Below are 18,541 nucleotides of genomic sequence, written 5' to 3'. Positions count from 1 at the left end.
CCGCATGACCACGGCCACCCTGCTCGCCCGGCTCGACCGCGGCGAGGCGCTGACGCGCGAGACCGCCGAGGAGCTCCTCGGCGCGCGCGGCGACGACCTCGACCTGCTGCTGGAGGCCGCCGGCCGACTGCGCGACGACGGACTCGCCCGCCGCGGACGGCCCGGCGTCGTCACCTACTCGCGGAAGGTCTTCGTCCCGCTGACCAAGCTCTGCCGCGACCGGTGCCACTACTGCGTCTTCGTGGAGACACCGGGCGGGCTCGCGGCCAAGCGCGAGTCGACCTTCATGGAGCCGGAGGAGATCCTCGAGGTCGCCCGCGCCGGTGCCGCGCTCGGCTGCAAGGAGGCCCTGTTCACGCTCGGCGACCGCCCGGAGGACCGGTGGCCGATCGCCCGCGCCTGGCTCGCCGAGCACGGCTACGCCTCGACGCTCGAGTACGTGCGCGCGATGGCCGTCCTGGTGATGAGCGAGACGGGCATGGTCACGCACCTGAACCCCGGCGTGATGTCGTGGGCCGAGCTGCAGCGGCTCCGCCCGGTCGCGCCCTCGATGGGCATGATGCTCGAGACGACCGCCGAGCGCCTCTGGTCCGAGAAGGGCGGTGTGCACTACGGCTCCCCGGACAAGGACCCGGCGCTGCGCCTGCGCGTGCTCGAGGACGCGGGCCGCAGCCGCATCCCCTTCACCACCGGCGTGCTGCTGGGCATCGGCGAGAACGCGGCGGAGCGGGCGGACGCCCTCTTCGCGATCCGCGAGTCCCACGAGCGGTGGGGCCACGTGCAGGAGTGCATCGTCCAGAACTTCCGCGCGAAGCCGCGGACGGCCATGCAGAACGAGGTCGACCTCGAGCTGCAGGAGTACGTGGCCAACGTGGCTGTCGCGCGCCTCGTTCTCGGCGCCGACGCGACGATCCAGGCGCCGCCGAACCTCACCGACGAGCAGGAGCTCGGGCTGCTGCTGCGCGCCGGGGTCGACGACTGGGGCGGTGTCAGCCCGCTCACGGCGGATCACGTGAATCCGGAGCGCCCCTGGCCGAACATCGACGACCTCGCGCGGCTCACCGCGGCGGCCGGCTACCGGCTGCACGAGCGGCTGACCGCCCACCCGCAGTACCTCCGCGACTCGGCCACCTGGATCGATCCGCGGGTCGCTCCCTACGTCGAGGCGCTCGCCGACCGCGGGACCTGGCTCGCCGACGAGGCGGCAGCGGTCCTCCCCCGGCCCTACCGCGACTCGCTCGAGGCCCTGCCCCGACCGGTCGCGCCGGCGCTCGGCGCCGTGCTCGCCCGGGCGGAGACGGACCCCGCCGGTCTCGAGGACGCCGACTACCTCGCCCTGCTCGCAGCCGACGGCGACGACCTCGACGCCCTCTCCGCTCTGGCGGACGACCTGCGGCACGACGCCGCCGGCGACGAGGTCTCGATCGTCGTCAACCGCAACATCGACACCTCCCTCTGGGGAGTCCGCGGGCTGACCGTCGAGCGGCTGGAGGAGCTCGCCGACGAGGCGGTCGCGCTCGGCGCCACCGAGCTCTGCCTCCAGGGCGCGATCGGACCGGAGCACCCGGGCGACGACCTGCTGCTGATCGTCCGCACGCTGAAGCAGCGGCAGCCCTCGCTGCACCTGCACGCCTACCGGCCCGGCGAGATCCTCGAGGTCGCCCGGCGCACGGGCCGAACCCTGCCCGAGATGCTCGACGCTCTGCGCGAGGCCGGCGTGGACTCCGTCCCGGGGACCGCCGCCCGCATCCTCGACGACGACGTCCGCGCCGTCCTGAGCGAGGGGACGGACCCGACCGTGGCCGAGTGGCGGGAGGCGATCACGGCCGCGCACCGCAGCGGCCTCCGCTCCACCTCGACCATGGTCTACGGACACGTCGAGACCCCCGAGCAGCAGCTCGCGCACCTGCGCACGCTCGCGGCGATCCAGGACGAGACGGGCGGCTTCACCGAGTTCATCGCGATGCCCTTCGTCCCGGCGGAGGCGCCTCCCGCCGTGGTGCGCGCGAGCCGGGGCGGGCCGACCCTCCGCGAGACCCGCGCCGTGCACGCCGTCGCACGGCTCGTCCTCCACGGCCGGATCGCCCACGTACAGACCGCCTGGACCAAGCTCGGACTGCACGCGGCGCAGGTCCTCCTCCGCGGCGGGGCGGACGACCTCGGCGGCCTGCTGCTCGACGGCGCCCTGCGGCCCGAGGCCGGAGCGGAGGCCTACCGCTCGCTCGACATCGCGACCGTCGCCCGGCTGAGCGGCGAGATCGGCCGCGGCTGGCGCCAGCGCACCACGACGTACGGCGTGGTCGCGCCGGAGAGGGCGCTGCGGGCGGAGGCCGTCGCAGCGGCGGGTCCGCAGCGGATGCGCCTCCCGGTCCGCGGGACCCGCCGGGCGTCATGACCCGCTCCGAGTACCTGCGGCGCCAGGCCGATCTGGTCCGGGAGGAGCGGATCGAGTCGGACAGCGCCACCGTGCGGCTGCTGACCGCGGGCGCCGAGAGCCCGCGCGCGGTCCTGCTGCTGACCGGCGTCGGCCGGGGCGCGCGGAGCGACACCGGGCTGCTGCTGCCGATGCTGGCGCGGCGCCACCGCGTCGCCGCGCTCGAGCTCGCCGATCTCGGCGACCCCTGGCTCGACGGACCCGCCGCGGTCCGCGCCTCCCTGGACGCGCTCGGCGCCGAGGAGGCCGTCCTGATCGGCCACTCGCTCGGAGCCGCCGTGGCCCTCGCCGCGGGCGATCAGCGGGTGCGCGCCCTCGCCCTCGTCGCCGGCTGGCTGCGCCCGACGGAGCGCCTGCTCCGCACCGCGCGCCTCTGGCCGATGCTGCCCGCCGAGGCTCAGGAGGAGGCCGCCCGGCTGCTCGCCGTCCGCGCCGCGACCGCCGCCTCCCCGTGGAGCGCGGACGCCGCGCGGATGCTCGCCGCCTCCGCTCGGGCCGACGTCTCCGCCGCCGCCTCGGACTGCCGGGTTCCCGCCCTCGTGGTCGGCTGCTCCGCCGATGCCGTCGCAGGAGTCGAGGGCGCCGAGGCCCTGCTCGGCGCGATCGACGACGCCCGCTACGCCGTCCTCGACTCCGGTCACGCGGTGCTCGCCGAGCGGCCCGCCGAGCTCCTCGCCGTCCTCGAGCACTTCCTCGCCGATCCGCACCGCGACCCGGCGGGCAGCGTCCTGGCGAGGACGACGGTCTGATGGACGTCGACGTCGTCGTGATCGGCGCCGGGTTCGCCGGGCTCGGAGCCGCGGTCCGCCTGGAGCGCCGCGGCGGGACCTCGTTCGTCGTGCTGGAGCGCGCCGAGCGGATCGGCGGGACCTGGCGGGACAACGTCTACCCCGGGGTCTCCTGCGACATCCCCTCGCACCTCTACTCCTACTCCTTCGCCCCCGAGGCCGACTGGTCGGCGTTCTACGCCCCCGGGGCCGAGATCCAGGCCTACCTCGAGCGCGTCGTCGAGAAGGAGGACCTGGCGCCGCGGCTCCGGCTGGGGACCGAGGTGCTCGAGGCGGTCTTCGACGAGGAGGCGCACCGCTGGCGGGTGCGCACCTCCCGGGGCGACTACTCCGCCGCGGTCCTCCTCGTCTGCGCGGGGCGCCTCTCCGAGCCCCGCCTCCCGGCCGTCCCAGGCCTGGATTCGTTCGCGGGTCCCGCCTTCCACTCCGCCCGCTGGAGGGACGACGTCGACCTCGACGGGAAGCGCGTCGGCATCGTCGGCTCGGGAGCCTCCGCCGTGCAGATCGTGCCGCACCTCGCCGAGCGCGCCGCCGAGGTGGTGCTCTTCCAGCGATCGGCCCCGTACGTCGTCCCCCGCCGGAACCGCCCGTACCCGCCGGAGGAGCGCCGAACCCTCTCCCGCGCGCCCGGGGCCCTGGCGAGGCTCCGCGAGGAGCTGTTCTGGCGCGCCGAGCTCGGCTTCGCCGGCCGCGTCGCCGTGCCCGAGGCCATCGACCGGCTGCGGGCGGAGGCGCTCGGCCACCTCGAGGCGCAGATCATCGATCCCGCGCTCCGCGCCGTGCTGACTCCGGACTACGAGATCGGCTGCAAGCGCGTGCTCCTCTCGGACGACTACTACCCCGCTCTCGCGCAGCCGCACGTCCGCGTCGTCCCCGGTCCGCTCCGGCGCGTCGAGGAGGGCGCCGCGCTCGGCGACGACGGCGTCCCGCACGGGGTCGACGTGCTCGTCTTCGCGACCGGCTTCCACTCCACGCGGCCGCCCTTCGCCCGGCGCATCCGCGGCCGCGGCGGCGTCCTCCTCGCCGACCGCTGGGCCGACGGCATGGTCGCGTACGAGTCGACCGCGGTCCACGGGTTCCCGAGCCTCTTCGTCGTCAACGGCCCCAACGCGAGCCTCGGCCACAACTCCGCGGTGCACATGATCGAGACGCAGATCGACTACGTGCTCGCCGCGCTCGACCACCTCGCCGTCTCCGGCGCCGACCGGCTCGAGGTCACCGCCGAGGCCGAGGCCGCCTCCGTCACCCGCCTCGACGCCCTCAGCGCCGACACCGTCTGGACCAACGGCGGCTGCGAGAGCTGGTACCTGGACGACAACCGGCGACTCACGCTGCTCTGGCCCGACTTCGCCTTCGCCTTCCGCGAGGAGCTCGGCCGGTTCGATCCCTCGGCCTACACGACCTGACCGCGGCTCGCTATCGTGACCGCATGACCGACCGCGTGCTCGCTCCCGAACCGCCCGCCGACGGCGCGAAGCCGAAGGGACCGGCCTCGTACTTCCCGAGCATCGAGAAGACCTACGGCCGTCCCGTCCAGGACTGGCTCGACCTCGCCGAGGAGCGCCTGCGCTCCGAGCCGCACATGCAGGTCGTCACCTGGCTGAAGACCGAGCACGGCCTGGGCCACGGCCACGCCAACGCTATCGTCGCCTACGTCCGCGCCGCCCGCGCCTGACCGGCCCGCCCGTCGTCCGCACAGGCTAGGCCCGCCCGCCTCCCCGGACCACCCGTCGTCGGCGCCCGCGCCGGGCGGGGATAATCGGGGCATGCGCGAAGACGACGATGTCGATCTGGTGATCGACGCGTGGGCCGGGGCCCTGCCCGACCTCGATTTCGCGCCTCTCGACGTCGTCTCCCGCCTCCGCCGCCTCAGCCCGCGCGTGCAGGAGGTGCGGCGGCAGTCCTTCGCCGTCAGCGATCTCGCCCCGTGGGAGTTCGAGCTCCTCTCGCTGCTGCGGCAGCGCGGAGAGGGCGGGATGACACCCTCGGCCCTGGCCACGCACCTCGCGCTGTCCAGCGGCAACCTCGCCAGCCGCGTCGACCGCCTCGGGGCCCGCGGACTCGTGGTCCGCGAGCAGAACGCCGCCGACTCGCGCAGCAAGATCGTCTCGCTCACCCCCCGGGGCACGAAGCGGGTCGACGAGGCGATGCGGAATCTCGTCGCCGCCGAGGGCGAGGTGCTCGCCGACCTGGACGCCGCGCAGGTGTCGGTCCTCATCGAGTGCCTGCGGCGGATCAGCGACACCCTCGACCGACTGCAGTGACCCGCTACGCCCGACGAGCCTGAGAGGTCAAGCCCGTTCGGAGAGACGGGCACCGGACGTAGCGTGAAGCGTGCACGGTCGAGGCGTCAGCCACCCGTGCGGATGATCGCGAAAGCGGAGAGCACCATGACACAGATTTCTTCTATCCAACCCGCGCGATGGAGCCGGAACGGAGTCAGGATCGTCGTCGTTCCCGGGGCGGAGCTGCCCCGGTTCCGACTCGAGATCGACGCCCGACTGACCACCGCGCCCTCCCTCGTCCCCACCGGACCCTTCTCGACCGTCGAGGAGGCCGAGCGGGCCGCCGAGGTCGCCGCCGGCCTGCTGGGGGCGAAGATCCCGGCCTGAGCGCACACCCGTCGGAACGGTTCGGATCAGCCCGCGAGCTCCGCGAGCGATCCGGTCGGGACCGCGATCCACCCCTCGGCCTCCGCCGCCTCCTGCAGTTCGGGAGGCACCGGCAGGGTCGCGCCCAGGGCGTGGGCGCGGGCGTTGAGAGCGGCGACGACGGCGTCGAACGCGTCGTCGGAGCGGCTCATCAGCGCGAGCGCGGGCGCCGGCACATCGAGCCAGGGCGCGGCCCGTCGCAGCGACTCCGCGGCGAGCGCCACGGCCTCCGGTCGCGTCTTGTACCCCGTGGTGTCCACTCCCCAGACCCGCAGCGCCGCCGCCGGGTACGCCTCGACGAGCCGTCCGCGCCCGGAGCGGTCGACGTCCTCTCCGCTCGCGGCGAAGGCGTCGAGCAGCTCCGCACAGCGCATCGCGGTCATCCCGAGCCGGTCGGTCGAGACGCTGAGCGGCCAGCGGCCGGTGACCTCGCGCGCCACCCGGTCCGTCTCGCGGTACGCGAGGCGGCGGCGCCAGTCGCGTCCCGCGAGCGTCCGCGGCGAGACCTCCCGTCGCGTGTGCGCGGAGACGAACGCCGCGAACTCCACCGGCCAGCCGAACGCGCAGTCGATCCCGATGACCGCCGCGTCCCGTGACGCCTCGACGATCGTCGCGTCCTCGGCGCCGAGTACGAGCGAGCGGACGACGGCTCGGCCGCCGGAGAACTCGAGGGCGGCGAGAGCGGTGCGAACCGGCTCCGCAGCGAGGTCGACACCGATCGTGAGCACGGGGACAGGGTAGGCGCTCCGGCGCTACGCTCGAGCGATGACGCCGCCCGCTCCCTCCTCCCGGGCGGAGTCGGCCCGCGTGCCGGTCGCGCTCCTCCGCCTCCTCGTGGCCGCCGCCGTGCTCGTCGCCGTGATCGCGACGGCCGTCGACACCGCCTCTCGGACGCCGCTGAACCCGTTCAACTTCTTCGGCTTCTTCACCATCCAGAGCAACATCGTGCTGGCCGTCGTGCTCGGAGCCACCGCCGTGCTCGCGCTCCGCCGCCGTCCCGCGCCCGGCGGGCTCCTACTGGCGCGGGGTGCCTTCACCGGGTACATCATCGTCGTCGGCCTCGTGTACAACACCCTCCTCACCGATGTGGCGGGCGGAGTGGCGCTGCCGTGGGCCAACACCGTCATGCACGTGCTGTTCCCCGTCTACGGACTGCTCGACTGGCTGCTGCTCGCGGATCGCCCTCCGCTGCCGTGGCGCAGGCTCTGGCTGGTCGTGGTCTACCCGATCGTCTGGCTCGTCGTGGTGCTGATCCGCGGAGCGACGGACGGCTGGGTGCCCTATCCGTTCCTGGATCCCGCGACCGGGTACGGGCAGGTGTCGGTGTTCGTCGTCGGGATCGCGGTCGCGTTCCTCGCGTCGGGGGCGCTGGTCTGGGCGATGAGCCGGCTGCGGATCGTGCCGGTGGCGGGCGGCTGAGAGACCGCTCGCCTGTCAGCCGGTTCCGCCCGCCGGACGACCGGATCTGGTGCCGTCGGGCACATCCGGCCCGTTCTGGGGTCACCCGTTCGGGGTCATCCGGGGCACCGCTCCCCTAGCGTCAGGACCGACGGCTCCCCCACCGTCCTCCCCTTCGAGAACGGTCCACCATGAGCCTCTCCCCCTCCCACCCGCCGACCCCGAGCCGCCGTGTCCGCGCCCTCGCCGTCGGAGCCGCGCTCGCCCTCGCCGCCGCCCTGCTCCCGGCGCAGGCCGCCGCCGCCGCCACTCCCGCCACCCTCTCGGTGCTGAGCCTCGGCGACTCCATCACCCAGGCCTACGGGACCTGCGGCTCCTTCGCGGACTGCCCCCGCAACAACTGGTCCACCGGCACCAGCTCCTCCGTGAACTCCTTCGCCTCCCGCTTGCGGACCGCGCTCCCCGGCACCACCGTCACGACCGCGAACTTCGCCACCACCGGCGACGTCGTCGCGCAGGTCCCCTCGCGGATCGACGCCGCGGTCGCCGCCGGCGTGCGGCCGGACGTCGTCACCCTGCTCATCGGCGGCAACGACCTCTGCTCGCCCGACAACCGCGTCGCCTCCGACGGCTACACGATGACCCCGGCGAGCACGTTCCGCACCGGAGCCTCCGTCGCTATCACGAAGATCCGCACCACGTGGCCCTCCGCCCGCATCGTCCTCTCGTCGATGCCGAACGTGGCCTCCGAGTGGTCGGTCGTGAAGACCGGAGTCGGCGCGCTCGTCTGGGCGGGCGGCGACCTCTGCCGGACCACGCGCGGCGTCAGCTCCACCGGCCGCAGGCTCAGCAGCACCGCCGCGGCCGCCTCCGCCGCTGCCGCGAAGACGCGGACGACGCAGTACAACACCGCGCTGCAGACGGCGTGCAGCGCCGCCGGTCAGCTCTGCGACTGGGACGGCGGAGCGCTCACCGCGACCCCCGTCACCAAGGGCCTGATCGGGACCACCGACTACTTCCACCCGAGCGTCGCGGGTCAGGCGAAGATCGCCTCGATCCAGTGGGCGGCGTCGAACTTCTCGAAGTAGCGGCCTCCGAAGCGGCCGCTCACGCGTCGAGCGGCCGCTCACCCTCGCGGCGGCGACGCTGCTCCTCGGCGAGCCGCGCGTAGTGCGCCTCCTCGCGCTCGAGGTCGGCGAGCTGCTCCTCGGTGCTCTTCGGAGCGGGCCGCACCACCATCGTCGGCGGCGCCTGCTTCCGGCGGCTGGGCACTCGGCCGCCCGGCACGAAGGATCCGCCGTCGCCGCGCTTCCAGTCGTGCCCGAGCAGGAACCACAGCGAGACGCCGATGAGCGGGAGGAAGAAGATCAGCAGGATCCACACGATCTTGGGCAGGTTCTTGATGACGTTGTCCGGCTGCCGCGCGACGTCGACCAGCGCGAGCACGGTCAGGACGATGATCACCAGCGAGAAGACGAACCCCATGCAGTCGAGGGTACGACGCCGAGGGCGCCCCGTCGCCGCTGTGCCGGCCGGCGTCCGGTCCGTGTGCGGTCCAGGAGCGGCTCCGACGCATCCGCCCCGTGCCTCCGCGCTGTTCGGCGCCGATCCCGGGCACACGCCTGCTCCCCACGAACGCGTGCCACCATCGGACGATGACCGAGACGCCGCCCGCCCCCGCCTCGACGCCGGCGAGGAAGCGCCTGACCGCCGCGCGTCTCGCCCTGCTCGCCGGCCTCGTCCTCGCCGTCGCCGGACTCGCGGCCCTCGCGCTCGTGCCTCTGCAGTTCGCGAACATCGACCGTCAGGGCTTCGACTACGTGTGCAGCGTCAGCCTGGGCGGCGTCCCGCCCGAGGCAGGCGACCTGGTCCGCGGCTTCTGGTCGTGGTGGCCGCTGGGCGCGGCCTGCGAATGGATGCTGCTCGATGGCACGACGGTGGTCGACCTCCCCGACTGGTCGACGACCGCCGTCGCGATCGTGGGGGCCGTGCTGCTCGTCGTCGGCGCGGCGCTCGCGATCGCGTCGCCGCTCCTCCGCCGGCGCGCTCCGGTCCCGTCCGTCTAGCGGTCGAAGAGGTTCCCGAGGTCACCGAGCCCCGGCAGCTGGAAGTCGGAGCCGAACTCCGACACCTGCTCCCCCAGCCCGGACACGTGCTCACCCGCACCGGAGACGAACTCTCCCGCGCCGCCCGTGATGTCGCCGAAGTCGCCCAGATCGCCGAACCCGCCGGCGAGGTTCTCGAAGTCCACGCCGAGGCCGGATGCCTGCGCGAGCAGCGGACCGGCGACGCTGCTGATCACGGCACCGCCCGCGACCGCCGCGAGCAGTCCGCCCGCCGCGCCGAGCCCGATGCCCGCCGCCGCTCCGACGCCGGCACCCGCGAGGGCGCCGCGGGTCCCCGGCTTCGAGAACACCTTCTTGAGGAACCCCGGGGCGTTCGCCTCGCCGCGCGTCGCCGCTCGCGCGAGGTCGTCCGGGGCTGAGGACCGCGGCTGCTCGTTCGCGGGCAGCTCGTCGCGGAGCCGCGCCTCGACCTGGGCGCGCTGCACCGGCGACAGCTTCGCGAACGCGTCGCGGTGCACCTGCTCGAGCTGCTCCGGGTCGGCGGTGCGGAGGAGGTAGTCGTAGCGCGCGATCGCCGCGCGGTCCTCCTGCGTGACCACCGGCTGCTGCCCGGGCCGGGCGTCCTGCGGGCGCGCGGAGGGTCGCCGCGGTGAGCCGTACTGCTGAGGCGGCTGGGCCTGCCCGCTCCGCGAGTCGCCCGTCACCTTGTCGGCGGCGGTGCGCACGAGATCGCGCCAATCGGTCGTCCCGCTCGAGGACGACCCCGAGCCGCTCTTCGAATCGAGCGCCTTCGACGCCATGCCGAGAACGCGCTTGAACATGCTCACAGAGAACCTTCCGTCGAGTACCAGCCTCGATCATGGCGGCGCCGCCTGAGCGAAGGCCCGCGAGACGCCCTCAGAAGGCCGTGAGCGGTCGGGCGAAGGCCGTCCGGAGTCGTTCCCGGAGGGCGTCGTCGCAGACGTATACGTACGTGCCGAGCATCCCGCGGGTCAGGAGCACCGCGTAGATGTTGACGATGTACTGCAGGAGCTCGTCGTCGGTGTAATCGCGGCCCATCCGTCCCGGGTTGTTCTCCTTGCCCTTCTTGTCGTGGTAGTCCGAGCGGGAGACCCTCAGCCGGCCCTTCTCGCTGTCCCACCTCAGGTCCGGGCCGATGACAACGCCCGCGTAGTTCAGGTCGTACCCCTGCACGGTGTGGATCGAGCCCATCTCATCGGCGGAGCCGGGCGACGCGATCCAGTCGACCTGCGTGCTGTTCCAGCGGAGCCGCTCTCCCTGGATCTCGATGTCGGCGGCTGACGGGTCCTTCCGCGACGTCCAGCGCCAGGCGTAGCCGGCGACCAGCCGCGCCAGACCGGTCTCCTCCTCCCGCTGCCGCAGGTCGCGCCGCAGGGCTCCGAAGTCGTCGTAGAAGCGGAGGTCGTACTCCCCGAGGTCCGGTCGCAGGGGGAGGTCTGCTGCCGTCGGATCGAGGACGGCGCGCACCCAGCCGACGTAATCCGTTCCGGCGCGCACCCGCATCTGCGAGGTCAGACGGTGCAGGCGGCCGTCCTCCTGCGCGGATCGGATCAACGCGTCGATCGCGGGCCGCGGAAGGTCTGCCGGTCGGACCGACTGCGCCGCGTCGAGAAGGAGGATCTGGTGATCGCTCTTCGCGCGGATCCAGTCGAGCTGAGTCCGGGCGTCATCGTCGGAGCCGAACAGCGCAGTGGTGATGTCCGTGAACTTCTTGTTCAGGGAGCCCGACGGCTGGTTGGCCCGCTGGTTGAGGCGGTGCGACTCGTCGACGACGAGGAGGTCCCAGCGTCCCGGGTCCTCACCGACCTGGAAGGGAGTGAGCACCATCTTCTCGTCGAGCCCTGTGGTCTTGGCGAAGACCTTCTTGATCGAGGAGCGCAGAGACTGCTGCGGCACGACGATCCCGATGCGCAGCCCGCGCAGCAGTTCGCGGGTGTCGGCGAAGAAGAAGTCCGAGAAGACGGAGTCGCCCTCGACGAGGTCGTCCAGCCGGTCCTCGCCGGGAGCCTCCTCGGCTCTGTCGATCCTCTCCGCGAACAGCCGGACGTCCGCGAGGAGCTTGAGGAGGTAGACGGCGACGATCGTCTTGCCCGTCCCCGGCTCCCCCTGAACGATCGACGTGGACTGTGTCTGCTTCCCGAGGTCCTCGACGAGCGCGTCGACGATTCCGACGACCGCCGCCGCCTGCTCGGAGGTGAGCGTCTTGAAGGGCGACAGTTTGAAGAGGTCGCTGTTCTCGATCTCGGCGATGCTCCGCGTGAACAGGCCTTCCAGGCGCAGCTGCTCGAAGATCTCGGCGAAGTGGTCCCGGTAGGCCGCCCGGTCGTAGTAGTCGGAGTCGACGATCCCCTCGTTGCGATTGAGGACAGCGAATCGACCTTCCGCGAAGAGCAGCTTGATCAGGAAGGACTCGAGATCGAGGCAGACCGACTTGTTGAACCTCGGATCGACGATCACGCGCGCCGTCTGGAGGTCGACCTTGTCGACCGAGCCCAGGTGCTGCCGCAGCCGGCTCGCCGCGCTCCTCGTCTCTCCGACGTAGACCCGCGGGAGCCGCCTCGCGCGGCGCTTGCTCTCGTCCAGGACATAGACGACCGGCCAGTTCGAGCGGCGGTCGTCCGTCATCGCCCAGACCTTGACGGACGGCCCGTCGAAGACGATCCGCTCGATGTCAGAGGGCGTCATACCGGGCGCTGCTTCCCCGAGCCCTGTCCACCGGGTACTTCTCGCGCGTCCGCACGAGCTTCGACCGCACCAGGTCCTCGGGGTCGGCGCCGATCCTGTCCGCGAGCAGCAGGCAATAGGTGAGGACGTCGGCCAGCTCGGAACGGACGGCCTCCCGGTCGGCGTCGGGGCCCCACTGGAAGCATTCGAGCAGTTCCCCCGCCTCGATGGCGATGCTCTTCGCCAGATTCTCCTCCGAGTGGAACTGCGCCCACTCCCGCTCGGCGACGAACGCGGCGAGCTCGTCGCGCAACTCACGTGAAGTCATGGAGCGACGCTAGCGCAGGCCCTGCTTCCCGACACGGGCGGCCAGAAGGACCGGCGGCCCGGGGCACCGAAGCTGCCGCACGCAGGACCAGCCACTATCAGGACCGTTCGCCCGGCGTGCGTCGACCGCGGAGTGCGCCAGCGCTTACGGCTGGGCGCCCGACCACGTGAAGAGGCTCTTCAATCAAGTCTTCCTCGCGCGTGTTCTCGTTCATGCGGACGAGACCATCACCGTCGAGTTGAACGAGCCGTTCGCCACGATTGCCTCGACCGCCACTCAGCTCGCAGCACACGAAAAAAGCACCACTCGTAAGAGTGGTGCTCGGGCCCTCACCAGCTTCCTGGACGCCGAGATCGGCGCCGTTGCGGCGTTTTTCTCTGGCAAGGGTTTTAGTAACGACACTGTGGTGCCCCTGGAGGGACTCGAACCCCCAACCTGCTCCTTAGGACGGAGTCGCTCTTCCATTGAGCTACAGAGGCTGGCCGAGCCAGTGTACCCGCCGGGCCCCGCCGCCCGCGAAGCGCCGACCGGCCCCCACCACAGCGCCCCCTCCCCGCGCTGACCGAGCGGCACCCGCCTCTTGACACAGCCTCGCCCCGCCTCCATGGTTAGTTACAACACCAACCAACCACCCAACCCAGCACCGAAGGAGCCCGCGTGGACGACTCCCGCCCGCTCTTCCTGCAGATCGCCGAGCAGATCGAGAACGACATCATCGACGGCGCGCTGCCGGAGGAATCGCAGGTCCCGTCGACCAACGAGTTCGCCGCGTTCCACCGCATCAATCCGGCCACCGCCGGCAAGGGCGTGAACCTGCTCGTCGACGACGGGGTGCTCTACAAGAAGAGGGGGATCGGCATGTTCGTCGCCGAGGGGGCGCGCGACCGGCTGGTCGAGAAGCGCCGCACGCAGTTCCGCGACCAGTTCGTCGCTCCGCTGCTCGCCGAGGCCGCCAAGCTCGGCCTCAGCACCGAGCAGCTCGCCGACATGATCACAGAAGGGGGATCGCGATGAGCGCGGTCATCGAGGTCCACGACCTCACCAAGCACTACGGACGCATGCGCGCCGTCGACGGCATCGGCTTCGCGCTGGAGGAGAACCGCATCCACGGCCTCCTCGGCCGCAACGGCGCGGGCAAGACGACGCTGATGTCGCTGCTCACCGGCCAGGAGTTCGCCAGCTCGGGCGAGATCCGCGTCTTCGGGCAGTCGCCGGTGGAGAACGCCGCCGTCCTCTCCCGCACCTGCTTCATCAAGGAGAGCCAGAAGTACCCGGACGACTTCAAGGTGAAGCACGTCCTGCGCAGCGCTCCCTGGTTCTTCGACGGCTGGGACGAGGCGTTCGCCCGCGAGCTCGTCGAGGACTTCCGCCTCCCGGTCGACCGCAAGATCAAGAAGCTCTCCCGCGGACAGCTCTCGGCGATCGGAGTGATCGTCGGCCTGGCCTCCCGCGCCCCGCTCACGTTCTTCGACGAGCCGTACCTGGGGCTGGACGCCGTCGCCCGGCAGCTGTTCTACGACCGCCTCCTCCAGGACTTCGCCGAGCACCCGCGCACGGTCGTCCTCTCCACCCACCTCATCGACGAGGTCAGCAGACTGCTCGAGCACGTCCTCGTCATCGATCAGGGCCGCCTCGTCGTCGACAGCGACGCGGAGGAGCTGCGGGGTGCCGCGGCAACGGTCATCGGACCCCGACAGGCCGTCGAGTCGTTCACCGCCGGCCGCGAGGTCATCGCCCGCTCCGCTCTCGGCAGCCGCGCCTCGGCCACGCTCCCCCGGCTCGACGACGCCGGCCGCGCCTCCGCCGCCCGCCACGGGCTCGAGCTCGAGTCCGTCCCCCTCCAGCAGCTCGTCGTCCAGCTCACCACCGGGAAGGCCTCGGAATGACCGCCCTCACCGGCGCCCCTGCGCGCCACGACACCGCCGCCGGCCGCCTCGGCAGCATCGTCCGCCTGCACTTCGCGAACCCCGCCGCCATCCTCTACACGCCGCTGATCATCACGGCCGTCATCCTGGCGGGCAACCTGGTCGTCTGGTGGCTGATCCTGCGCGGGCTCGACTCCGGCGAGCGCCTCGAGGCGCAGGAGGGGATGACCTACTCCGGTGCGTCCTTCTTCCTCTTCGTCTACATGATGGTCGTGGCCGTCCAGTCGGTGAACATCACCTTCGGCCTCGCCCTCGGCTACGGCGCCACCCGCCGCGACTTCTCCCTCGGCACGGCCCTCACCTTCGTCGCCCTCTCGGTCTTCTACACCGGCGTCTTCGTGGTCCTCGGGATCGTGGAGCGGGCGACCGACGGCTGGGGCTTCGGCGGCAGCTTCTTCCGCTCGATCTACTTCGGCGGGGACTCCGTGGGCGAGCAGGCCGTCGCTGTGCTCTGCGCCCTGCTCTTCTTCTTCTTCATCGGAGCGGCGACGGCGGCGGTCTACGTGCGCTGGCGCCAGCGCGGGATGCTGCTCTTCTTCGGGATCCTCGGCGTCCTCCTGCTGGCTGTGATCACCCTCCTCACGCTCACCGAGAACTGGCCCGCCGTCGGCTCCTTCTTCGGCAGCGTCGGGTACGCGGGCGGCTACGCCCTCTCGCTCATCCCGACCGCGATCGCCGGAGTCGCGGGCTGGGCGATCCTCCGCCGCGCCACCCCGCGCAGCAGCTGACACCACCGCCCCCGATCCGAGAGGACCGACCATGATGACCGCCCCCACCCGCCGCTCCGCCTCCCCGCGGAGGATCCTCTCCGTCCTGAGGCTCCACCTCGCCCACCCCGGGACGGTCCTCGGCTGGCCGCTGCTCGTCCTGCTCGCTGTCCTCGCCGGCAACCTCGTGATCTGGTGGCTCGTCCTCCGCGGGATCGGGGCCGAGCGGGGCGGCGGCGACTCGGGCATCGTGCTCGTGGGGCCGGGGATGCTGATCGTCGTCTTCCTCTTCATCGGCTCCATCCAGGCCACGACCGCCACCTTCGGGTTGGCGCTGAGCTACGGAGCGACCCGGCGCGACCACGTCCTCGGGAGCGCCCTCGCCTTCGCGGCACTGTCCGTGCTCTGGTCCGCGATCGTCGTGGTCCTCGGGGCGATCGAGGAGGCCACCGGGGGCTGGTGGCTCGGCGGCGCTCTCTTCCTCGCCTCCCCCCTCGACGGTCCGTGGCTCGAGCGCTTCGTCGTCCTGCTCTGCTCGCTCCTCGCCGCCTTCGCCCTCGGGGGAGCAGCGGGAGCGGTCTTCCTCCGCTGGCGGGAGCGCGGAGTGACGGCTTTCCTCCTCGTCCTCGGAGCGGCGGCACTCGCCGTGGTCGTCGTCGTCACTCTCGCCGGCGGTCGACCGGTCGTCACGGACGTCCTCGAGAGCGCGGGGACCACCGGAGCCGCCGCTCTGCTCCTCGTCCCCGCCGCACTGCTGACGGCGGTCGGCTCGCTGGTCCTCCGCCGGGCGACGCCGCGCGGCTGACCCCCTCCGGAGCCGGGCCTGCAAGGCCCTTCCGCCCCGGGCGTCCGGATGCCAGCGTGGGCACATGGCCGACTCCCCCGCTCCGTCCCTCCTGCCCGTCCCCGAGCACAGCTGGATCGCCCGACCCGCCGACGCCGAGCTGACGCAGGACACTCTCGACACCGTCGACGCCTGGTGGCGCGCCGCGAACTACCTCGCGGTCGGGCAGATCTACCTGCTCGCGAACCCGCTCCTGAAGACCCCGCTGAGCCGCGAGGACATCAAGCCCCGCCTGCTCGGCCACTGGGGCACCACCCCCGGTCTCAACCTGATCTACGCGCACCTGAACCGCGCGATCCGCGAGCGCCGCCAGCCGACCCTCTACATCACCGGTCCCGGCCACGGCGGACCGGGCATGGTCGCCAACGCCTACCTCGACGGCACCTACAGCGAGATCTACTCCCACATCGACGAGTCGGAGGAGGGGCTGCGCCGCCTCTTCCGCCAGTTCAGCTTCCCCGGGGGCATCCCCAGCCACGCCGCCCCCGAGACTCCGGGCAGCATCCACGAGGGCGGAGAGCTCGGCTACGCGCTGAGCCACGCGTACGGAGCGGCCTTCGACAACCCGGACCTCCTGGTCGCGGCGGTCGTCGGCGACGGCGAGGCCGAGACCGGCCCGCTCGCCACCAGCTGGCACTCCAACAAGTTCGTGAACCCGCTCACCGACGGGGTCGTCCTGCCGATCCTGCACCTCAACGGCTGGAAGATCGCGAACCCGACCGTCCTCGCCCGCATCCCGCAGGAGGAGCTCGACAGCCTCCTCCGGGGCTACGGCCACGAGCCGTTCCTCGTCGAGGGCGGCTTCGACGGCGAGGACCCGATGCGCGTGCACGAGCGGTTCGCCGACGTCCTGGACACGGTGCTCGACCGTATCGCGGCGATCAAGGAGCGCGCCGCAGCCGGCGACCTCTCACGCCCGGCCTGGCCGATGATCGTGCTGAAGACCCCGAAGGGCTGGACCTGCCCGACCGAGATCGACGGCGTCCAGGTGGAGGGCACCTACCGCTCGCACCAGGTTCCGCTGCCCAACGCGCGCGACACGGAGGCGCACACCCGCCTCCTCGAGGACTGGCTCCGCTCCTACCGCCCCGAGGAGCTCTTCACCGAGGAGGGCGGCGTGGTCGACCGCGTCCGCTCGCTGGCCCCCGAGGGCGAGCTGCGGATGAGCGCGACCCCGCACGCGAACGGCGGGCTGCTGCGGCAGACCCTCGACCTGCCCGACTTCCGCCGCTACGAGGTCGTCGTCGAGCAGCCGGGTGGCACCGTCGCGGAGGCGACGAAGGTGCTCGGCGAATGGCTCGCCGACGTCATCCGCGCCAACCCGACCAACTTCCGCCTCTTCGGGCCGGACGAGGTCGCGAGCAACCGGCTGCAGTCCGTCTACGCCGCCACCGACAAGCAGTGGGACGCCGAGCTCAGCCCCCTCGACGACCACCTGGCCCGCGCCGGGCGGGTCATGGAGGTGCTCTCGGAGCACCAGTGCCAGGGCTGGCTGGAGGGCTACCTGCTCACCGGCCGCCACGGGCTCTTCACCTGCTACGAGGCGTTCATCCACATCATCGACTCGATGTTCAACCAGCACGCGAAGTGGCTGGACGGCACCCGCGACATCGAGTGGCGCCGCCCGATCGCGAGCCTCAACTACCTGCTCTCGAGCCACGTCTGGCGCCAGGACCACAACGGCTTCAGCCACCAGGACCCCGGCTTCATCGACCACGTCGTCAACAAGAAGCCCGAGGTCGTGCGCGTCTACCTTCCCTTCGACGCGAACACGCTCCTCTCGACCTACGACCACTGCCTCCGGAGCGTGGACTACGTCAACGTGGTCGTCGCCGGCAAGCAGCCCTCGCCCCAGTGGCTCACGATGGCGGAGGCGGTCGCGCACTGCACGCGCGGACTCGGCATCCTGGAGTGGGCGAGCAGCGAGCGGCAGGGCGAGTCCCCGGACGTCGTGCTCGCCTGCGCGGGCGACGTGCCGACCCTCGAGACCCTCGCGGCGGTGAGCATCCTCCGCGAGAAGCTGCCGGACCTCGCGATCCGCACGGTCAACGTGGTCGATCTGATGCGTCTGATGTCGGAGTCGGAGCACCCGCACGGCCTCTCCGACCGCGAGTTCGACGCGGTCTTCACCCCCGACCGCCCGATCGTGTTCGCGTACCACGGCTATCCGTGGCTGATCCACCGCCTGACCTACAAGCGGACCGGCCACGGCAACCTGCACGTGCGCGGGTACAAGGAGAACGGCACCACCACCACTCCGTTCGACATGGTGATGCTCAACGACCTCGACCGCTACTCGCTGGTGATCGACGTCATCGACCGGACCCCCGGCCTCGGCGCCCGCGCCGCCGGTCTCCGCCAGGAGATGCAGGACGCCCGCATCCGCGCCCGCGCCTACACCCGCGAGCACGGCGAGGACATCCCCGAGGTCGCGAACTGGACCTGGGCCGGCGAGCGCTCCGGCAACGCCAGCGCCAACACCGGCAACGACAACGAGTAACGCTGGGCCGCACCCCACGCCCCTCTCCTGACGGGTCGCGGTCGTGTCGCTGGCAAGGCGGAGGAGGAAGCGATACCGGCGGTATCGCGCCCGACGACAACGCCGCCAGCGGCGGGACCGCGGCCCGTCAGGCGCTGGCAAGGCGGAGGAGGAAGCGATACCGGCTATCGCGCCCGACGACAACGCCGCCAGCGGCGCGACCGCGGCCCGTCAGG

At 72.1% G+C, this 18,541-nt stretch carries 19 protein-coding genes and 1 tRNA gene; 14 read left to right on the top strand and 6 right to left on the bottom strand.

From position 1 onward, the window contains the following. The first annotated feature begins 4 nt into the window (after positions 1-4). From cofG to C5C59_RS04460, 6 genes are all read left to right on the top strand, one after another. The gene (gene cofG, locus C5C59_RS04485; protein ID WP_104238339.1) at positions 5-2,395 is read left to right on the top strand and encodes a 7,8-didemethyl-8-hydroxy-5-deazariboflavin synthase CofG; all 2,391 of its coding nucleotides are present in this window, start codon (positions 5-7) and stop codon (positions 2,393-2,395) included. After that, complete coding sequence (locus tag C5C59_RS04480) at positions 2,392-3,183, top strand: alpha/beta fold hydrolase (RefSeq protein ID WP_104238340.1); 792 nt, start codon at positions 2,392-2,394, stop codon at positions 3,181-3,183. Before cofG ends, C5C59_RS04480 begins: the two co-directional genes overlap by 4 nt. Further along, positions 3,183-4,628 carry an NAD(P)/FAD-dependent oxidoreductase gene (locus tag C5C59_RS04475; RefSeq protein ID WP_104238341.1) on the top strand — a complete coding sequence of 482 codons (1,446 nt, stop codon included), beginning with the start codon at positions 3,183-3,185 and terminating at the stop codon, positions 4,626-4,628. The genes C5C59_RS04480 and C5C59_RS04475 overlap by 1 nt, the downstream gene beginning before the upstream one ends. Positions 4,629-4,651: 23 nt before the next feature. Next, positions 4,652-4,897, top strand: coding sequence for a DUF4287 domain-containing protein (locus C5C59_RS04470; RefSeq protein ID WP_104238342.1), 246 nt, complete (start codon positions 4,652-4,654; stop codon positions 4,895-4,897). Positions 4,898-4,988: 91 nt separating this feature from the next. Continuing rightward, a complete protein-coding gene (locus C5C59_RS04465) occupies positions 4,989-5,486 on the top strand; it encodes a MarR family winged helix-turn-helix transcriptional regulator (protein WP_104225059.1) in 498 nt (165 codons plus the stop codon). 126 nt (positions 5,487-5,612) lie between these two features. Beyond that, entirely contained in the window at positions 5,613-5,834 is a 222-nt protein-coding gene (locus C5C59_RS04460) for a hypothetical protein (protein ID WP_146076606.1), read from the top strand. A 26-nt stretch (positions 5,835-5,860) separates the two neighbouring features. Here the strand turns inward: C5C59_RS04460 and C5C59_RS04455 are convergent, their stop codons facing one another. Further along, on the bottom strand, positions 5,861-6,601 hold the full coding sequence (locus C5C59_RS04455; protein WP_104238343.1) for a DUF429 domain-containing protein: 741 nt from the start codon (positions 6,599-6,601) through the stop codon (positions 5,861-5,863). A 37-nt stretch (positions 6,602-6,638) separates the two neighbouring features. On the opposite strand from C5C59_RS04455, the gene C5C59_RS04450 reads away from it, so the two are divergent. Together C5C59_RS04450 and C5C59_RS04445 are read left to right on the top strand one after the other, a co-directional pair. Continuing rightward, positions 6,639-7,292, top strand: coding sequence for a Pr6Pr family membrane protein (locus C5C59_RS04450; protein ID WP_104238344.1), 654 nt, complete (start codon positions 6,639-6,641; stop codon positions 7,290-7,292). Positions 7,293-7,462: 170 nt separating this feature from the next. Then, positions 7,463-8,359: a GDSL-type esterase/lipase family protein gene (locus C5C59_RS04445; protein ID WP_104251226.1), complete on the top strand. Its 897-nt coding sequence runs from the start codon at positions 7,463-7,465 to the stop codon at positions 8,357-8,359. Between the two features lie 19 nt (positions 8,360-8,378). Here C5C59_RS04445 and C5C59_RS04440 read toward each other — a convergent pair whose 3' ends face one another. Further along, complete coding sequence (locus tag C5C59_RS04440) at positions 8,379-8,756, bottom strand: PLD nuclease N-terminal domain-containing protein (RefSeq protein ID WP_104239661.1); 378 nt, start codon at positions 8,754-8,756, stop codon at positions 8,379-8,381. 170 nt (positions 8,757-8,926) lie between these two features. Here C5C59_RS04440 and C5C59_RS04435 point away from each other — a divergent pair, with 170 nt between their 5' ends. Continuing rightward, a complete protein-coding gene (locus tag C5C59_RS04435) occupies positions 8,927-9,337 on the top strand; it encodes a hypothetical protein (RefSeq protein ID WP_104239662.1) in 411 nt (136 codons plus the stop codon). Here the strand turns inward: C5C59_RS04435 and C5C59_RS04430 are convergent. From C5C59_RS04430 to C5C59_RS04415, 4 genes are all read right to left on the bottom strand, one after another. Next, on the bottom strand, positions 9,334-10,158 hold the full coding sequence (locus C5C59_RS04430) for a hypothetical protein (protein WP_258062573.1): 825 nt from the start codon (positions 10,156-10,158) through the stop codon (positions 9,334-9,336). The genes C5C59_RS04435 and C5C59_RS04430 overlap by 4 nt on opposite strands. Before the next feature lie 76 nt (positions 10,159-10,234). Next, positions 10,235-12,043, bottom strand: a complete 1,809-nt coding sequence (locus C5C59_RS04425; protein ID WP_104239664.1) for a DUF2075 domain-containing protein — start codon at positions 12,041-12,043, stop codon at positions 10,235-10,237. Beyond that, positions 12,030-12,350 (bottom strand): nucleotide pyrophosphohydrolase, encoded by a 321-nt coding sequence (locus C5C59_RS04420; protein WP_104239665.1) that lies wholly within the window; start codon positions 12,348-12,350, stop codon positions 12,030-12,032. Before C5C59_RS04420 ends, C5C59_RS04425 begins: the two co-directional genes overlap by 14 nt. A 404-nt stretch (positions 12,351-12,754) precedes the next feature. Continuing rightward, a tRNA-Arg gene (locus C5C59_RS04415) sits at positions 12,755-12,829 on the bottom strand. A gap of 178 nt (positions 12,830-13,007) precedes the next feature. On the opposite strand from C5C59_RS04415, the gene C5C59_RS04410 reads away from it, so the two are divergent. The 5 genes from C5C59_RS04410 to C5C59_RS04390 all read left to right on the top strand — a co-directional run bounded on the left by C5C59_RS04410 (position 13,008) and on the right by C5C59_RS04390 (position 18,326). Continuing rightward, positions 13,008-13,364: a GntR family transcriptional regulator gene (locus C5C59_RS04410; protein WP_104224613.1), complete on the top strand. Its 357-nt coding sequence runs from the start codon at positions 13,008-13,010 to the stop codon at positions 13,362-13,364. Next, the gene (locus tag C5C59_RS04405) at positions 13,361-14,236 is read left to right on the top strand and encodes an ABC transporter ATP-binding protein (protein WP_104239719.1); all 876 of its coding nucleotides are present in this window, start codon (positions 13,361-13,363) and stop codon (positions 14,234-14,236) included. The genes C5C59_RS04410 and C5C59_RS04405 overlap by 4 nt, the downstream gene beginning before the upstream one ends. After that, positions 14,233-15,003 (top strand): ABC transporter permease, encoded by a 771-nt coding sequence (locus tag C5C59_RS04400; protein WP_104251225.1) that lies wholly within the window; start codon positions 14,233-14,235, stop codon positions 15,001-15,003. The genes C5C59_RS04405 and C5C59_RS04400 overlap by 4 nt, the downstream gene beginning before the upstream one ends. Positions 15,004-15,034: 31 nt before the next feature. Beyond that, entirely contained in the window at positions 15,035-15,787 is a 753-nt protein-coding gene (locus tag C5C59_RS04395; protein ID WP_104251224.1) for a hypothetical protein, read from the top strand. Between the two features lie 64 nt (positions 15,788-15,851). Then, positions 15,852-18,326: a phosphoketolase gene (locus C5C59_RS04390; protein ID WP_104239076.1), complete on the top strand. Its 2,475-nt coding sequence runs from the start codon at positions 15,852-15,854 to the stop codon at positions 18,324-18,326. Positions 18,327-18,541: the final 215 nt, after the last annotated feature.

The sequence above is a fragment of the Rathayibacter sp. AY1F4 genome (assembly GCF_002931775.1).
Lineage (GTDB): Bacteria > Actinomycetota > Actinomycetes > Actinomycetales > Microbacteriaceae > Rathayibacter.
Note: the sequence above shows the minus strand (reverse complement) of the source record. Positions and strands in the feature narration are given on the sequence as shown.

Coding starts and splice junctions, on each gene's coding strand:
- C5C59_RS04400 (WP_104251225.1), top strand. CDS start 14,233: ATGACCGCCCTCACCGGCGCCCCTGCGCGCCACGACACCGCCGCCGGC.
- C5C59_RS04475 (WP_104238341.1), top strand. CDS start 3,183: ATGGACGTCGACGTCGTCGTGATCGGCGCCGGGTTCGCCGGGCTCGGA.
- C5C59_RS04425 (WP_104239664.1), bottom strand. CDS start 12,043: ATGACGCCCTCTGACATCGAGCGGATCGTCTTCGACGGGCCGTCCGTC.
- C5C59_RS04390 (WP_104239076.1), top strand. CDS start 15,852: ATGGCCGACTCCCCCGCTCCGTCCCTCCTGCCCGTCCCCGAGCACAGC.
- C5C59_RS04480 (WP_104238340.1), top strand. CDS start 2,392: ATGACCCGCTCCGAGTACCTGCGGCGCCAGGCCGATCTGGTCCGGGAG.
- C5C59_RS04420 (WP_104239665.1), bottom strand. CDS start 12,350: ATGACTTCACGTGAGTTGCGCGACGAGCTCGCCGCGTTCGTCGCCGAG.
- C5C59_RS04395 (WP_104251224.1), top strand. CDS start 15,035: ATGATGACCGCCCCCACCCGCCGCTCCGCCTCCCCGCGGAGGATCCTC.
- C5C59_RS04450 (WP_104238344.1), top strand. CDS start 6,639: ATGACGCCGCCCGCTCCCTCCTCCCGGGCGGAGTCGGCCCGCGTGCCG.
- C5C59_RS04445 (WP_104251226.1), top strand. CDS start 7,463: ATGAGCCTCTCCCCCTCCCACCCGCCGACCCCGAGCCGCCGTGTCCGC.
- C5C59_RS04435 (WP_104239662.1), top strand. CDS start 8,927: ATGACCGAGACGCCGCCCGCCCCCGCCTCGACGCCGGCGAGGAAGCGC.
- cofG (WP_104238339.1), top strand. CDS start 5: ATGACCACGGCCACCCTGCTCGCCCGGCTCGACCGCGGCGAGGCGCTG.
- C5C59_RS04405 (WP_104239719.1), top strand. CDS start 13,361: ATGAGCGCGGTCATCGAGGTCCACGACCTCACCAAGCACTACGGACGC.
- C5C59_RS04430 (WP_258062573.1), bottom strand. CDS start 10,158: ATGTTCAAGCGCGTTCTCGGCATGGCGTCGAAGGCGCTCGATTCGAAG.
- C5C59_RS04465 (WP_104225059.1), top strand. CDS start 4,989: ATGCGCGAAGACGACGATGTCGATCTGGTGATCGACGCGTGGGCCGGG.
- C5C59_RS04460 (WP_146076606.1), top strand. CDS start 5,613: ATGACACAGATTTCTTCTATCCAACCCGCGCGATGGAGCCGGAACGGA.
- C5C59_RS04470 (WP_104238342.1), top strand. CDS start 4,652: ATGACCGACCGCGTGCTCGCTCCCGAACCGCCCGCCGACGGCGCGAAG.
- C5C59_RS04440 (WP_104239661.1), bottom strand. CDS start 8,756: ATGGGGTTCGTCTTCTCGCTGGTGATCATCGTCCTGACCGTGCTCGCG.